Source organism: Polaribacter uvawellassae, from assembly GCF_039748955.1.
Taxonomy (GTDB): Bacteria; Bacteroidota; Bacteroidia; order Flavobacteriales; family Flavobacteriaceae; genus Polaribacter; species Polaribacter uvawellassae.
Genome location: NZ_JBDIZN010000001.1, coordinates 897,696 through 914,012, shown reverse-complemented (window position 1 = coordinate 914,012; position 16,317 = coordinate 897,696). Strand labels below are relative to the sequence as shown.

The window sequence follows — 16,317 nt, the reverse complement described above, 5'->3', positions numbered from 1 at the left end:
GCTTAATAACAAAAACAATCTGTTGTATGATCATTAACAATTCCAGTTGCTTGCATAAAAGCGTAGATAATGGTTGAACCGACAAACTTGAATCCGCGTTTTTTCAACTCTTTAGAAATGGCATCAGAAAGGGCTGTTTTAGCTGGAACCTCTTCTCTTGTTTTAAAAGAATTTTTGATTGGTTTTCCATCAACATACTTCCAAATAAATTTAGAAAACGAGCCAAATTCTTTCTGAATTTCTAGAAACAATTGCGCATTTGTAATGGCAGATTTTATTTTTAACTTATTTCTAATAATTCCTTCATTTACTAGCAATTCATCAAATTTATCTTGTTGGTAATTGGCTATTTTTTTATAATCGAAATTATCAAATGCTTTTCTAAAGTTTTCTCGCTTTTTTAAAATGGTTATCCAACTTAAGCCCGCTTGAAAAGATTCTAAAATTAAAAACTCAAACAAGGTTTCATCATCAAATACAGGTTTTCCCCATTCATTATCATGATATTCTATATATAACGGATCGTTATTTACCCAAAAGCATCTTTTTTGCATTAATAGTTAATTTTTATTGGCTTAATTGCTTCTTGTCTTTCATTTACATATTCATGTTTTCCATCACCAAAAAAACCTGCTTCTTCTAACATAATTCTAATATCTTTTTGCCATTCTTTAATTGGTACTGTAACATTTAATTCTATTGCATATACCGTATTGTTATGCAACGGATAATCTCCACGAACAGGAACACCACCTTGAGAATCCCACATTCCAATTGTTGTTCCGGCACTATGACCAAAAAGTCCTAAAGGATGGGAATAAATGGATGGTTGTAATCCTTCTTTTTTTGCTTGTTGTAATGATGCTGCCAAAATTTCGTTTCCAGTTTTTCCTGTTTGCATATTTGTTGTTAAAATGTCTTGCAAACGATTTCCTTTTGCAAAAGCATCCGCTAAAAAAGCCGGAACTTCAGTTTCATCTTTTCCTAAAACATAAGCGTGTTGTTGGCAATCTGTATTTAATCCAATATAACTTATTCCGAAATCGCAATGCAACAAATCTCCTGGAAAAATTACCTGATTGTCTTTGGTTTTTGAAAACGAATAAATATGTGATTTTAAAGGTTCTTTACTTCTCTGAACATCTATTGTTGGATGAAACCATGTTTCTAATCCTAAATCTGTAACTTTTTGACGCATCCACCAAACAACATCATCCGTTGTAGTTTCTCCTGGTTTTATCACATTATTTGTAAAAGCTTCATCAATAATATCGTGTGTAATTTTTACTAGTTTTCTAAACAACTCCATTTCTTTTGGAGTTCTAGTTTCTACCCAACCAATGGCTAATTTTTCTGCAGATACAATTTTTTGCTGATTTGCTTTCGATAAATTTTCTACAAACTCATCATAATCAGTTTTTACCAAACCGTCTGCCAATGCAAAATGTTTAGAAATATTGATACCTATTTTAGTCGGATTTCTTTCTTCAATAATCCTATTTAATGCTTTCCATTGATTTGGTTCCTTCTCTTTATTCCAAGCAGATTTTATGTTTTTACCAACATCATATCTTGCAACAGCCAATTTTTCAATAGTATTGTTTTCTTTATTTCGATAAAAAACTAAAATGGTTCTTCTACGTGCATTTAACCAAACCGAAGGCAACATGGTTTTAATTACTGGATCTTCGTTGTATTCTCTAGAAATTACAACCCACATATCAATATCGGTTTCGTCCATTAATTTTGGAAGCAAGTTATTAAACCTATCTTCAATAATTTCGTCTCGTAATATTGCTCTATCTTTTTCGTCTAAGATATTGTAGTTAGATTTTTTTATTTCTGGTTGATTACAGGAAATAAATACTGATACTATAAATAATTGGAAAATAATTTTACGCATGGTATATAAGTTTGATGCTGAAAATTAATGTTAAAACTCGAATAAATCTATGTTTTTTAAATTATTTTTTCGACCTTCACTAAATAAATTACTGATTATGAAACAACTAAAATTTTATGTGTATTTTTTTACTTTTACCTTTTTTATTGTTAGTTGTGGATCTTATCCAACAAAATACAATACAAATGTAAAGGAACAACCTGTAGTAATTTCTAATGAAACTTTAGAATACGAAATAATTATTATAGACCCGGGCTTTACCTCTTTTTTAAATACCCAAGCCAGACCAAAAGAATATTATTCTGAATCTTATTTAAAAAATAAAAACAGAGTGTATGTAAATGTTTGGAATAGTAGAGTTAGAAACCCGCAAAGATTTGATTCTAGTATTTATGAAAACATAATTGATTATCAAACAAATGTTGATTACGGTTTAGATGTAAACTATAAGCTTTTTTGGTATTTTAAATTTGCAGAAGAAAAATATAGAATGAAACTTAATCACTAAGATGTTCTCTTTTTATAGCTGATAAAACTATACTTATATTTATTTTTTTCATCAGGAGAAAAATCTTCTCTAGAAATTTCTTGCCAAATTTTAGCATCAATTTCTGGAAAAAAAACATCGGCATCAAAAGAATAATGTACTTGTGTAATATCTAATTGATCTACTAAATTAGAAGCGATTGCTTGTTTGTAAATTTGCGCTCCTCCAATAATAAAGATATGTTCATCTTCTTTAGCAACTTCAATTGCTTTTTCAATACTATCAACAATAATACAACCTTCTGCTTTGTAATTTTTGTTTCTCGTAATAATAACTGTTGTTCTATTTGGTAATGGTTTTCCGATAGATTCAAACGTGTTTCTTCCCATTAAAATATGATGACCAGTAGTTACTTTTTTAAAGCGTTTTAAATCGGCCGGTAAATGCCATATTAAATCGTTGTCTTTTCCTAATGCGTTGTTATTTGCAATTGCAGCAATGATTGTTATCATCTGTTTTTCTGTGTTGTGTCTATAAGGATTACTCCTCCAAAAGTAATTGGGATAATAAATTTCATGTCAACATTGTTATCCATCACTTTTGCTGGTTTCATCTTTTTAATTTTTTTAATAACGTTTGCCGCTAAAGATTTAGCCTTCTTTGATTTTCCTTTAGTTCTTAAGACTTTAATTTTTCCGTTCCTTTGCACAACAAATTCAACAAACACCCTTGTTTTTTCTTTGTTAGTCTCAAAATACTCCATAAGATTAAGGTTCATTGCAATAAACCTTTTTAAATTCTTTTTAAAATTTTGCTTAGAAGTTAAAGAATCAATAATTGGATATTTCAAAATTTCAGGAGCAACATCAACTTCTGTTAACGTATAAATTTTCTCTTGTGACTGAATATTTAATACACCAAAAAATAAAACAGCAATTAAAATTAAGTTTTTCATAGCTTTTAATTTTAAACGGCAACTTTTCCTTTAATATGCGGATGCGGATTGTAATCTACCAATTCAAAATCTTCAAATTTAAAATCAAAAATTGATGTAACTTCTGGGTTGATTTTCATTTTAGGTAACGTTCGTAATTCTCTTGATAATTGCAATTCTAATTGCTCAACATGATTATTATAGATATGAGCATCACCAAAAGTATGAATAAATTCTCCTGCTTCGTAACCGCAAACTTGCGCCATCATCATTGTAAACAAGGCATAACTTGCAATATTAAACGGAACACCTAAAAAGATATCTGCGCTACGTTGATATAACTGACAAGATAATTTTCCGTCTGCAACATAAAATTGAAAAAATGCATGACACGGCGGCAAAGCTGCTTTTCCATTGGCTACATTTTCTGAAAATGAAACAGAAGTATCTGGTAAAACGGATGGATTCCAAGCAGAAACCATCATTCTTCTAGAATTAGGATTCTTTTTTAACGTAGTAATTACATCTTGCAATTGATCTATATCATCGCTATTCCAATTACGCCATTGATGTCCGTAAACTGGACCTAAATCTCCGTTTTCATCAGCCCAATCGTTCCAAATTTTAACGCCGTTTTCTTGTAAATACTTAATGTTTGTATCTCCATTTATAAACCATAATAATTCATAAATAATCGATTTTAAATGTAATTTTTTGGTTGTTACCATCGGAAAGCCTTCACCTAAATCAAAACGCATTTGATGTCCAAAAACACTTTTAGTTCCTGTTCCTGTTCTATCTCCTTTTTCGTTCCCGTTTTCTAAAACGTGCTTCACCAAATCTAAATATTGACGCATTGTTTATTCGTTTATTTGTTAATCTGTTTAAACGTATATACGTTTAAACAGATGATAATTTTACCCAATAATCATTCCTGCAATTGTAGCTGACATTAAAGAAGCTATTGTTCCACCAATTAACGCTTTCATTCCAAATTCTGACAACACTTTTCTTTGACCTGGCGCTAAAGAACCTATTCCACCAATTTGGATTCCGATAGATGCAAAGTTTGCAAAACCACACAACATATAAGTTGCCATAATAATTGACTTTTCGTAATTCAAATGAACTACGTTCGCCGCATTTTTTAATTCTGCCAATTGTATATAACCAACAAATTCACTTGCTACTAATTTAATTCCAAGTAATTGTCCCATCATTGCCATATCATCAGTTGCAACACCAATTAACCACATTAAAGGTGCAAAAAGATATCCTAACATAAACTCTAAAGAAAAACTTTTATAGGAAGTGTTTCCTGCAACCCAATCGTTCAAAGAAGTAATATCTCCAATCCAGCCTAAAATTCCGTTCATCATTGCTATAAATGCAACAAAAACTAATAACATTGCACCGACATTTACTGCCAGTTTTAATCCTTCTGTTGTTCCGTTTGCAATAGAATCTAAAATGTTTGAACCAATTTTTTCGCTAGAAACTTTTACATCAGTATTTACTTCTTCAACCTGCGGAAATAATATTTTTGAAATCACAATTGCTCCTGGCGCTGCCATTACAGATGCGGCTAATAAATGTTTTGCAAATTGCAATCTTAACACCGGATCATCTCCTCCTAAAAACCCAATGTAAGCAGCCAAAACTGCTCCTGCAACTGTAGCCATTCCACCTATCATCACCAACAGCATTTCTGACTTATTCATTTTTTCTAAATACGCTTTAATCAATAATGGTGCTTCAGTTTGACCAAGAAAAATATTCCCTGCAACAGACAAACTTTCTGCTCCAGATATTTTTAACACTTTTGCTAAAGACCAAGCCAATACTTTTACAATTTTCTGAATCCAACCTAAATAAAACAAAACGGATGTTAAAGCAGAGAAAAAGATAATAGTTGGTAATACTTGAAAAGCGAAAATGTATCCAAATTTATCCATATCAACCACCAAACCTTCAAACAAAAATTTACTTCCTGCTCTTGTAAAATCTAGAACGCTAACAAATAAACCGCCAACCCATTCAAATATATTCTGTATAAAAGTTACTTTTAATACTCCAATAGCAATTAATAATTGTGCCGACAAACCAATTCCAACTGTTTTCCAATCGATATTTTTCTTATTACTTGAAAACAAAAATGCAATTACTATTAAAGAAATCATTCCTAAAATACCTCGCCATAAGTTATTAAATGAAAATCCTTGGCTTGGTATTATTTCTGATGCTATTTCTGGTGTTGTTTGAGAAAACATTGAAACTGAAACAAAGCAAAAAATGATAAATAATATTTTTTTCATAATGGGTTGATTTTTTTTAAGAGCGTTTACTTATTTCATCTCTAATTTTTGCTGCAAGTTCGTAGTTCTCATTTGCTACAGCAGCATCTAATTCTTTATATAATTCTTTTAGGGTTTTTTGAGTTGATTCTTCTTCGGTGGTTTCTGAAATAATATCCGCCATAAAATCATCAGTATCTAATTCTGGCTCATCTAAAGCCAACTCTTCTTCTACTTTTAAATAAATTCCTGCTTTATCTAAAATAGTTTCATAAGTATAAATTGGTGCATTAAATCTTACTGCAATTGCAATTGCATCTGAAGTTCTTGCATCAATAATTTCTTCAACGCCATCTTTTTCTGAAATTAAACTAGAAAAGAAAACACCATCAACTAATTTATGGATGATTACTTGCTTGATATTGATTAAATATCTGTCGGCAAAAGTTTTAAATAAGTCGTGTGTTAATGGCCTTGGAGGTCTAATCTCTTTTTCTAAAGCGATTGCGATAGATTGTGCTTCAAAAGCACCAATAATTATTGGCAAGGTTCTACTTCCATCTATTTCACTCAAAACCAAAGCATAAGCTCCGGTTTGTGTCTGACTATAAGAAATTCCTTTAATTGTTAGTTTTATCAAACTCATTTAATTTCAATCTTCATTAAAAGAAAAAGGGCTGTCTAAATTGGCAAAACCTAATTTTAGACAGCCCTTTTATGGGCACAATTTACTAAAAATATTGAGTTGACTTCTAATTTATTTTAAAAGAAAAAAATACAACTCGATTTTTATTAAATAGTAGTTATTTATGATTGCTTAAAAACTTTTAATTTTTCTATTAAAGCTGGTACAACTTCAAAAGCATCTCCTACAATTCCGTAATCTGCAGCCTTAAAAAATGGTGCTTCTGGATCTGTATTGATTACCACTTTTACTTTAGATGCGTTAATTCCTGCTAAATGCTGAATTGCTCCAGAAATTCCGATTGCAATATATAAATTAGACGCAACTGGTTTTCCTGTTTGACCAACATGTTCTCCGTGTGGTCTCCAACCTAAATCAGAAACAGGTTTAGAGCACGCTGTTGCTGCCCCTAAAACTTCTGCTAATTCTTCAATCATTCCCCAGTTTTCTGGACCTTTTAATCCACGTCCGGCAGAAACAACAATATCTGCATCTGCAATGGTTACTTTCCCAGAAGCTTTATCTATACTTACAGATTTTACTCCTAAATCAGCATCAGAAATCTGAACATCAAAATTTTCTGTTGTTCCGCTTACAGCATTCTCATGAATTCCGAAAGAATTCTTTGCCAAACCAATAACTTTAGTTTCTGTTACAATTGATGTGTTAGAAAAAGCTTTATTAGAAAACGCTTTTCTTTTAACTGTAAATGGACTTGTAGAACTTGGTAATGCAACAACATTTGATGCATAACCTGCATTTAAATGTACTGCTGCAATTGGCGCTAAATACAATCCGTTTACGCTAGAATCTATAATTACAACGTTTGCATTTTCTTTTGATGCCACTTGTTCTAAAACAGAAGCAAAAGCTTTTGCATTAAAAGTTGTTAATTGATCATTAGAAACAGCAACTACTTTTTCTGCTCCATATTTATATAATTCTGATGCATCTGCAACATTAATAGTTACAGCTACTATATTAGAACCTAATTGTTCTGCTACTTTTTTACCGTAAGAAACGACTTCAAAAGCAGATTTTTTAAATTTTCCTTCCGACGAATCGGCAAATACTAAAACTGACATATTTTTTGTTTGTTTAAGCGTTATTAAATTACTTTAGCTTCATTATGCAATAAATTGATTAACTCATCAATATTATCTGCATCTACTAATTTAACAGCTCCTTTTGCTGCTGGTTTTTCAAATGAAGTTGTAGATGTTTGCACTGTAACATCTGTTGCCTCAACAACTGATAATGGTTTTTTACGCGCCATCATAATTCCTCTCATATTCGGAATTCTTAAATCTTTTTCTTCAACCAATCCTTTTTGACCTGCAACAACTAAAGGTAAATCTGCAGAAACTTTTTCACTTCCACCATCAATTTCTCTTACAGCAGTTGCTGTATTTCCTTCAATTTCTAAACCAGTACAACCGTTTACAAAATTAAAATCTAAGATTGCTGCCAACATTCCTGGAACCATTCCGCCGTTATAATCAATAGATTCTCTTCCTGCTAGAATCAAATCATATTTTCCGTTTTTCACAACTTCTGCCAATTGTTTTGCAACAAAAAATCCATCTGTAGCATCTGCATTTACTCTAATTGCATCATCTGCTCCGATTGCTAAAGCTTTACGTAATGTTGGCTCTGTAGTTGCGTTTCCTACATTTACAACTGTAACAGTTGCTCCTTGTTTTTCTTTAAACCACATGGCACGCGTTAAACTAAATTCATCATACGGGTTTATTACAAATTGTACTCCGTTTGTATCAAACTTTGTATCATTATCTGTAAAGTTAATTTTGGATGTGGTATCAGGTACATGACTGATACAAACTAATATCTTCATCTAATTATATTTTTGAAAATTATTTCATTATTTAACGCTACGAATTTATGACAATTTTTTCAATTTATTATGCATGCATAGTATTTATTTTTAATGAATCTGCAATTAAAATGATAGCAAAAGGTAAAATCATACTCAAATAAGAAATATCAAAGAGGTTTCCATATAAATTATCAACAAAACCTTCTTCAATACTATTTAAAATAAAAGTTATAAAAAGTAGTAATGAAAATAATATGAATGTGCTTTTAATAGCTATACCAAACGATTTAACTTTAAAAGCAATACCAAAAGTTACAACTATAACTAAAATTTGCAAGATTTTTGGAGCATACCTTGTTTGATGACTGAAAGGGTTAAACTTAATTAAAGTGTTAATATCAGGTACCGTTATTAAAACAGGAAAAGAAATTAACAAAATTGAAAGCAAGAAAAATAATACAAATTTTAACTGAAGTTTTATATCTATTTTCATAAAACCGCTAAATAAAAATAAGATCAAAGGAATAACAACAATTCCGCGTGTTAAAAAAAAGAAAGCACAAATAAATGATAATAATATTATTCTCTTAAAATAATTTCCTTGAAATTTAGACTTCCAAAAAAAGATAAAAAGTATCAATAAAATAAGGTTACTCATCAAATCACTTTTTGCAAATATTTCCCACAAATAAGCAGGAGATGTCAAAAATAAAAACAGAATTAAAAGCTTAGAACTTTGCTGTATTTTTATTTTAGAAAGAAAAACACAAGAAATTAAAAAAACAAACGGTTGTAAAAAACCGACATCGCCCAGCAAATAAAAAGGTAAGCCAACATAAAATAATCCTGGTAAATTTGAAGAAGTTTGCCCCAAATGATCTTCTATTACGTATGGATATTCTGAGTTTAATATAGCCTGAATAGTTACATCCATTGCAGACCATCTATCGGTATTTAAAGAATTACCATCAACATAAATATTGACAAAAATAAAAATAAGAAACACTAAAAAAGAACCTACTAAGAAGTAGTAATTAAAATACTTCATCTTGTTTAAAAAAGTTTTCGCTTTAGATAAAACAAAAAGCCCAAAGCACACAATTAACAAATAGGTGAAAAGCAATAAATTAGCTGACACAAAGCTCTGTCTTTCAGTATATTTTAAAACAAAAAGAGTGTTTATTAAAAGAAAAACTATTAGTGCTAACACAAAAAATAGTTTCTTTTTTTTAAATTTTTCTAAAATAACAATCAATGATTTTTCTTTTGAAGTAAAATTACTGATTTATTTCTTTTAAATTTTCATATTTTTGCTTTTCAATTATTTTAAGAAGCAAACAATAAAATGAAAACAGTTCAGTTTAGAGAAGCCATTTGCGAAGCAATGAGCGAAGAAATGCGCAGAGATGAAAGCATTTATTTAATGGGTGAAGAAGTTGCAGAATATAATGGAGCTTATAAGGCTAGTAAAGGAATGCTAGATGAGTTTGGTGCTAAAAGAGTTATTGATACTCCAATTGCTGAACTTGGTTTTGCAGGAATCGCTATTGGTTCTGCCATGAACGGAAACAGACCAATTGTAGAATACATGACGTTTAACTTTTCTTTAGTTGGAATTGATCAAATAATAAATAACGCTGCAAAAATTAGACAAATGTCTGGCGGACAATTTAATTGCCCGATTGTTTTTCGTGGACCAACTGGTTCTGCTGGTCAGTTAGGCGCAACACATTCTCAAGCTTTTGAAAATTGGTTTGCAAATACACCAGGTTTAAAAGTAATTGTTCCTTCAAATCCTTATGATGCAAAAGGTTTATTAAAAGCTGCAATTAGAGATGATGATCCTGTAATTTTTATGGAATCTGAACAAATGTATGGTGATAAAATGGAGATTCCTGAAGGAGAATATATTTTACCTATTGGAGTTGCAGAAATAAAAAGAGAAGGAACAGACGTAACAATTGTTTCTTTCGGAAAAATTATTAAAGAAGCATACAAAGCTGCTGAAGAGTTAGCAAAAGAAAATATTTCTGTAGAAATTATCGATTTAAGAACTGTTCGTCCGATGGATCACGATACAATTATTAAATCTGTAAAGAAAACTAACAGATTGGTTGTTTTAGAAGAAGCTTGGCCATTTGCAAGTGTTGCTTCAGAAATAACATATAGAATTCAAGATGAAGCATTTGATTATTTAGATGCTCCAATAAAAAGAATTACAACTGCAGATGCACCTGCACCGTATTCGCCAGTATTATTAGAAGCTTGGTTGCCAAATTCTAACGATGTTATTAAAGCAGTAAAAGAAGTTTTGTATATTTAGAAAAAAATTAATCACTTTTAAAATCCTTTTTAATACAATTTGATAAAAAGGATTTTTTTTTGCCATGAAAATACTTGTCCAAATTTTATTATTATTTACGTGTTTTGTCTGTAATGCACAATTAAAAATTTCTGGACAAATAGTTGATATCAATAACGAGCCAATACCTTACGTTAATGTTTATTTTAAAAACACAACAAATGGTGTTGTTACAGATTTTGATGGTAGATTTCAATTAACTTCCTCTAAAAAACGTGGCAGTTTAGAAATTTCTTCTGTAGGTTTTGAGACACTTTCTTTAAAATACAATCCAAAAAAAACATATTTTAAAATTATTTTAAAAGAATCAAGCAATGTTCTTGATGAAGTTGTAATTGTTTCTAAACCAAAAAAACGACTTAAAAAGAAAGAAAACCCGGCATACAGAATTTTAAAAGAAGTGTGGAGTCGTAAAAAGAAAAATGGTTTAAAGCTTGTAAAAGCGTATCAGTATAAAAAAATACAAACTACAGAAGTTGGCTTAAACAACTTAGACTCGCTTTTTTTAAAAAATATTTTTAAAAAAGAATACAAAGAAGTTTTAAAAGAATTACCACCAAATCATGATGGAATCAATTATTATATTCCGCTTTTTTTAAGTGAAACTGTAAAAAATATTTACGGAAATAATTCTTTAAATCTAGAACGAGAAGATATTGAAGCCGAAAAAAATGATGGTGTAAATAAAGATGGTTTTGTTTTCGAAAGAATGTCTAACACTTTTAATGAGATAGACATTCATAAAAACAATATTGAAGTTTTAAAAAAATCATTTGTTAGTCCGATTTCTACAACTGGTTTTGAAACCTACGATTATGTTTTACACGATAGTATTTCTGTAAATAATAAAAAAACTTATGCTATTTATTTTTTTCCAAGAAGAAATGGAGATTTAGCTTTTGAAGGATTTTTATGGGTTGCAGACAAGAATTTTTCTGTTACAAAAATTAAAATGAAAGTTCATAAAGACATCAATCTTAATTTTGTTAGAAGACTATCTTTTGAAAAAGAATTTACAATTAAAGATGATAGTATTTATCTACCCAAAAAAGATATTTATACTGGCGATTTTACACTTACTGATAAAAGTGATGACAATAAAGGCTTAACCATAAAGAAAACAAGCTTGTATTCCGATTACATTTTTGATCAAAAATTATCAGACAATTTTTATTCAGAAAAAATCATCCGCTTTAAGCCAAAACAGTTTAGTAAAAACGAAATTTATTGGGATAGCATTAATAAAACTACCAATAAAAAAAGCACTTATGATCTGATTAGTTCTGTAAAAAACAAAAAGAAAATAAAGCAAATAAGCGGAGTTTTAAACACTCTTTCTACCGGATATATTAATATTGGACCAACATTACAGTTTGGTCAATATTGGAATACCATCGTAAAAAACAGTGTAGAAGGATTAAAAATAAAATTAGGCTACAGAACTTTTACAACCACCGATGATCGTTTTAGAGTAAGTGGATTTGTTGGTTACGGAACAAAAGATAAAAGGTATAAATTTGGTACAGAAGTAAAATATTTAGTCAATTATAAACCAAGAATTGCAGTTGGCGTTTCTTACTTAAAAGACATAGAGCAATTAGGAGGTAAATTACTAAATACTAACGGATTAAATGCAAATGTTTTTGATCCAAATGCATTATTTTCTAGAGGAGACAATTATTTCTTGTCTGATGTAAACAGAACTGCATTAAAGTTTGACATTGAAATTAAGAAAAATCTTCATTTCGGAATTTCTGCTGCACACAATGTCATAAAAAGTGCTTCGCCTGCATATTTTACAATAGATTACTTAGACGATAATAATAACATTCAGTCTGAAGTTACAGATGTAAGCACAGATGTTTATATTGCTTATACTCCAGGTAGATATGAATACGGATTTGGCGTAGAACAAAAAATGGGGAAAAACCTTTTTCCTTCATTAGTTGTAAATTATCACAGAGGCTACAAAGGCTTTTTAAATGGTGATTTTAATTATGATAAAATTCAATTTAAATACAGTCAGCCAATACTTTTAGGTAAAATAGGAATGCTAATTGCAACGGTTGACGGTGGAAAAACTTTCGGAAAAGTTCCTATTACATTATTAAGTCCAATTCCTGCAAATCAAACCTATTGGTTAACTAAAAACACTTTTTCGTTAATGAATTATTACGATTTTGTAACAGACACATATATTTCTGGACATTTCGAACATCATTTTAACGGATTTATTTTAAATAGAATGCCATTAATTAAGCATTTGAAAATCAGAAGTTTAATTACTTTTAAAACAGTTTACGGAACCATTTCTGATGAAAATATTGCTATCAACAAATCGAATATTACTTATGCTGCTCCAACAGATAAACTATATTACGAATATGGTGTTGGATTAGAAAATATTGGTTATAAAGACATCCGTCCTTTAAGAGTAGATTTTATTTGGCGTGGAAAACATACAAGTGTAAACGGATTACCTTCTCCGAGTTTTGCTGTTCGTATTGGTATAAAAGCTGGGTTTTAATAAAAAATAAGCATTATTTTATAGTTTAAAAACCTTAAAATATTACTACTTTTGTCGTCCGAAAAAAACATAGAAATACCTAGATATGACTGCAAAAGAAAAAAAAACATTTGATGTATTAATCGAAATACCTAAAGGAAGTAGAAATAAATACGAATACGATTTTGAATTACATAAAATTCGTTTCGATAGAATGTTGTTTTCTTCAATGATGTATCCTGCAGATTATGGATTTATTCCAGAAACTCTTGCTTTAGATGGTGATCCTTTAGATGTATTAGTTTTAGGCTCAGAGCCAACTTTTCCAATGTGTGTCATGGAAGTAAAACCAATTGGAGTTTTTCATATGGCTGATGAAAAAGGACCAGATGAAAAAATTATTTGTGTTCCTGTTTCTGATCCAATTTGGAATGAACTAAGCGATTTATCTGACATGAATCCACATCAAGTAAAAGAAATTACACATTTTTTCCAAGTTTACAAAGATTTAGAAAAGAAAAAAGTTGATGTTGGCGGTTGGGGTAATGCTTCTGAAGCTTTCGATATTGTTGACAAATGTATTGAACGTTATGAAAATAGCGAGCATAAAAAAAATGGAAATTTTACTATTTAAATCAATCCATTTTACCATAAAATTAAAAAGCCTTACAATCTATTTGTAAGGCTTTTTCTTTCTATTTGATTTTGTTATCTTTACGCCCGTTAAAAACTAATCAAAACAATTTAAAATATGGGATCAATGATGATTTACATGCCAATAGCATTGGCTGCATTAGGATTAATTTACATGTTAATCAAAAAATCTTGGGTAATGAAACAAGATGCTGGTGATGGAAAAATGAAAGAAATTTCTGACCACATCTACGAAGGAGCTCTCGCTTTTTTAAATGCTGAATATAGACTTTTAGCAATCTTTGTATTAATCGTAAGTATTTTATTAGCCGCAGTATCCTTTATAGTACCAACTACACATTGGCTAATTGTAGTTGCATTTATTTTTGGAGCAATCTTTTCTGCTTTCGCAGGAAATATTGGAATGAAAATAGCAACCAAAACAAATGTTAGAACAACACAAGCAGCAAGAACTAGTTTACCAAACGCATTAAAAATCTCTTTTGGTGGTGGAACCGTAATGGGATTAGGTGTTGCTGGTTTAGCAGTTTTAGGGTTAACTGGTTTTTTTATCATCTTTTATAATTATTTTATGGGAGGCGAATGGGTTTCAACAGATAAAATGACTATTGTTCTAGAAACTTTAGCTGGATTCTCTTTAGGAGCTGAATCAATCGCATTATTTGCAAGAGTTGGTGGAGGAATTTACACAAAAGCTGCAGATGTTGGAGCTGATTTAGTTGGTAAAGTAGAAGCTGGAATCCCAGAAGATGATCCTCGAAATCCTGCAACAATTGCAGATAATGTTGGAGATAATGTTGGAGATGTTGCTGGAATGGGAGCAGATTTATTTGGATCTTATGTAGCAACAGTTTTAGCTGCAATGGTTTTAGGAAATTATGTAATTAAAGATATGGGCGGAAGTATTGAAGATGCTTTCGGAGGAATTGGACCAATTTTACTTCCAATGGCAATTGCTGGTGCAGGAATTATTATCTCTATCATCGGTACAATGTTGGTAAAAATTAAAAGTAACGATGCTAAAGAATCTCAAGTAATGGGAGCTTTAAATATTGGTAACTGGACATCTATTGTTTTAGTTGCTATTTCTTGTTTTGCATTGTGTTATTATATGTTGCCAGAAACAATGAATATGGAATTCTTCGGTGAAGGATTACAAGAAGTTTCTAGAATGAGTGTTTTCTACGCTACTTTAGTAGGATTAGTTGTTGGTGCAGTTATTTCATCGGTAACAGAATATTATACAGGATTAGGAAAAGCTCCAATCTTAAAAATTGTACAACAATCTTCAACTGGAGCAGGAACAAACATTATCGCTGGTTTAGCGACTGGAATGATTTCAACTTTCCCTTCAGTATTATTATTTGCTGGTGCAATTTGGGCTTCTTATGCTTTTGCAGGGTTTTACGGAGTTGCTTTAGCTGCTTCTGCAATGATGGCAACAACTGCTATGCAATTAGCAATTGATGCTTTCGGACCAATTTCTGATAACGCTGGCGGAATCGCTGAAATGAGCGAACAAGAACCAATCGTTAGAGAACGTACAGATATTTTAGATTCAGTTGGTAATACAACTGCAGCAACTGGAAAAGGTTTCGCAATTGCTTCTGCTGCATTGACTTCTTTAGCATTATTTGCTGCCTATGTTACTTTTACTGGAATTGACGGAATTAACATTTTTAAAGCTCCAGTTTTAGCAATGTTATTTGTTGGTGGAATGGTTCCTGTAGTATTTTCTGCTTTGGCAATGAATGCTGTTGGTAAAGCTGCGATGGAAATGGTACAAGAAGTGCGTCGTCAGTTTAGAGATATTCCTGGAATTATGGAAGGAACTGGAAAACCAGAATATGATAAATGTGTGGCTATTTCTACTGAAGCTTCTTTAAGAGAAATGATGCTGCCAGGTTTATTAACAATTGGATTTCCATTAATTATAGCTTTTGTTCCAATGATCTTTGGAATGGATAATTTAGCAATTGCAGAAATGTTAGGTGGCTATATGGCTGGAGTTACGGTTTCTGGTGTACTTTGGGCAATCTTCCAAAACAATGCAGGTGGAGCTTGGGATAACGCTAAGAAATCTTTTGAGGCTGGAGTTGAAATTAATGGAGAAATGACATACAAAGGTTCTGAAGCGCACAAAGCTGCCGTAACTGGTGATACAGTTGGAGATCCTTTTAAAGATACTTCTGGACCATCAATGAACATCTTAATTAAATTAACTTGTTTAATTGGATTGGTAATCGCTCCGATTTTAGGAGGACACACTTCTGATACAGATCATTCTGATGTAAATGTTAAAATTTGGATTGACAAAGATGGTGCTAAACATGAAATAAAAAACAATGCAACTTTTATTGCTAATAATGATGCAAATCACAACTCTAAAGAAGTTAAAGTAGAAATGAAAAAAGGTGAAGGCAACTTAGTTACTGCTACCGTTTCAGTTATTACTACTGTTGAAGGAAAAAAAGTTAAGACAACTCAAAATATTAAAGGAACAGAATCTGAAGTTAAAGCTAAGATTGATGAATTATATGGAGAGAAATCTGAAAACCATACAAAAATGAAAAAAATTATCAAGAAAGAAATTCATAAAGAAAAACGTGATAATTAATTCTTGAATTCAATTCATAAAAAAGCATCTCAATTGAG

At 30.8% G+C, this 16,317-nt stretch carries 15 protein-coding genes; 5 read left to right on the top strand and 10 right to left on the bottom strand.

Annotated features, from left to right (window positions below; translation table 11 throughout):
• Positions 1-2: 2 nt before the first annotated feature.
• Complete coding sequence (locus ABDX67_RS04155; protein WP_347173693.1) at positions 3-554, bottom strand: DNA-3-methyladenine glycosylase I; 552 nt, start codon at positions 552-554, stop codon at positions 3-5.
• Entirely contained in the window at positions 554-1,903 is a 1,350-nt protein-coding gene (locus ABDX67_RS04150) for a M24 family metallopeptidase (RefSeq protein ID WP_347173692.1), read from the bottom strand. The genes ABDX67_RS04155 and ABDX67_RS04150 overlap by 1 nt, the downstream gene beginning before the upstream one ends.
• 97 nt (positions 1,904-2,000) lie before the next feature.
• On the opposite strand from ABDX67_RS04150, the gene ABDX67_RS04145 reads away from it, so the two are divergent.
• The gene (locus tag ABDX67_RS04145; protein WP_347173691.1) at positions 2,001-2,411 is read left to right on the top strand and encodes a DUF6146 family protein; all 411 of its coding nucleotides are present in this window, start codon (positions 2,001-2,003) and stop codon (positions 2,409-2,411) included.
• On the opposite strand, the gene ABDX67_RS04140 is transcribed toward ABDX67_RS04145, so the two are convergent.
• From ABDX67_RS04140 to ABDX67_RS04105, 8 genes are all read right to left on the bottom strand, one after another.
• Complete coding sequence (locus ABDX67_RS04140; RefSeq protein WP_347173690.1) at positions 2,408-2,902, bottom strand: dihydrofolate reductase; 495 nt, start codon at positions 2,900-2,902, stop codon at positions 2,408-2,410. The genes ABDX67_RS04145 and ABDX67_RS04140 overlap by 4 nt on opposite strands.
• On the bottom strand, positions 2,899-3,345 hold the full coding sequence (locus ABDX67_RS04135; RefSeq protein ID WP_347173689.1) for a hypothetical protein: 447 nt from the start codon (positions 3,343-3,345) through the stop codon (positions 2,899-2,901). Before ABDX67_RS04135 ends, ABDX67_RS04140 begins: the two co-directional genes overlap by 4 nt.
• Positions 3,346-3,356: 11 nt before the next feature.
• Positions 3,357-4,181, bottom strand: a complete 825-nt coding sequence (locus tag ABDX67_RS04130) for a thymidylate synthase (RefSeq protein WP_347173688.1) — start codon at positions 4,179-4,181, stop codon at positions 3,357-3,359.
• Positions 4,182-4,241: 60 nt separating this feature from the next.
• A complete protein-coding gene (locus ABDX67_RS04125; protein WP_347173728.1) occupies positions 4,242-5,594 on the bottom strand; it encodes a NupC/NupG family nucleoside CNT transporter in 1,353 nt (450 codons plus the stop codon).
• Positions 5,595-5,655: 61 nt separating this feature from the next.
• Positions 5,656-6,264, bottom strand: coding sequence for a bifunctional nuclease family protein (locus ABDX67_RS04120; RefSeq protein WP_347173687.1), 609 nt, complete (start codon positions 6,262-6,264; stop codon positions 5,656-5,658).
• A gap of 161 nt (positions 6,265-6,425) precedes the next feature.
• Positions 6,426-7,388, bottom strand: a complete 963-nt coding sequence (locus ABDX67_RS04115) for an electron transfer flavoprotein subunit alpha/FixB family protein (RefSeq protein ID WP_347173686.1) — start codon at positions 7,386-7,388, stop codon at positions 6,426-6,428.
• 23 nt (positions 7,389-7,411) lie between these two features.
• Positions 7,412-8,158, bottom strand: a complete 747-nt coding sequence (locus tag ABDX67_RS04110; RefSeq protein WP_347173685.1) for an electron transfer flavoprotein subunit beta/FixA family protein — start codon at positions 8,156-8,158, stop codon at positions 7,412-7,414.
• Between the two features lie 67 nt (positions 8,159-8,225).
• Positions 8,226-9,395: a hypothetical protein gene (locus ABDX67_RS04105; RefSeq protein WP_347173684.1), complete on the bottom strand. Its 1,170-nt coding sequence runs from the start codon at positions 9,393-9,395 to the stop codon at positions 8,226-8,228.
• A gap of 90 nt (positions 9,396-9,485) precedes the next feature.
• Here ABDX67_RS04105 and ABDX67_RS04100 point away from each other — a divergent pair, with 90 nt between their 5' ends.
• From ABDX67_RS04100 to ABDX67_RS04085, 4 genes are all read left to right on the top strand, one after another.
• The gene (locus ABDX67_RS04100; protein WP_347173683.1) at positions 9,486-10,463 is read left to right on the top strand and encodes a pyruvate dehydrogenase complex E1 component subunit beta; all 978 of its coding nucleotides are present in this window, start codon (positions 9,486-9,488) and stop codon (positions 10,461-10,463) included.
• 64 nt (positions 10,464-10,527) lie between these two features.
• A complete protein-coding gene (locus ABDX67_RS04095; RefSeq protein WP_347173682.1) occupies positions 10,528-13,029 on the top strand; it encodes a DUF5686 family protein in 2,502 nt (833 codons plus the stop codon).
• 85 nt (positions 13,030-13,114) lie between these two features.
• Positions 13,115-13,642, top strand: a complete 528-nt coding sequence (locus tag ABDX67_RS04090; RefSeq protein ID WP_347173681.1) for an inorganic diphosphatase — start codon at positions 13,115-13,117, stop codon at positions 13,640-13,642.
• A 117-nt stretch (positions 13,643-13,759) separates the two neighbouring features.
• Complete coding sequence (locus tag ABDX67_RS04085; protein WP_347173680.1) at positions 13,760-16,279, top strand: sodium-translocating pyrophosphatase; 2,520 nt, start codon at positions 13,760-13,762, stop codon at positions 16,277-16,279.
• The last annotated feature ends 38 nt before the right edge of the window (positions 16,280-16,317 follow it).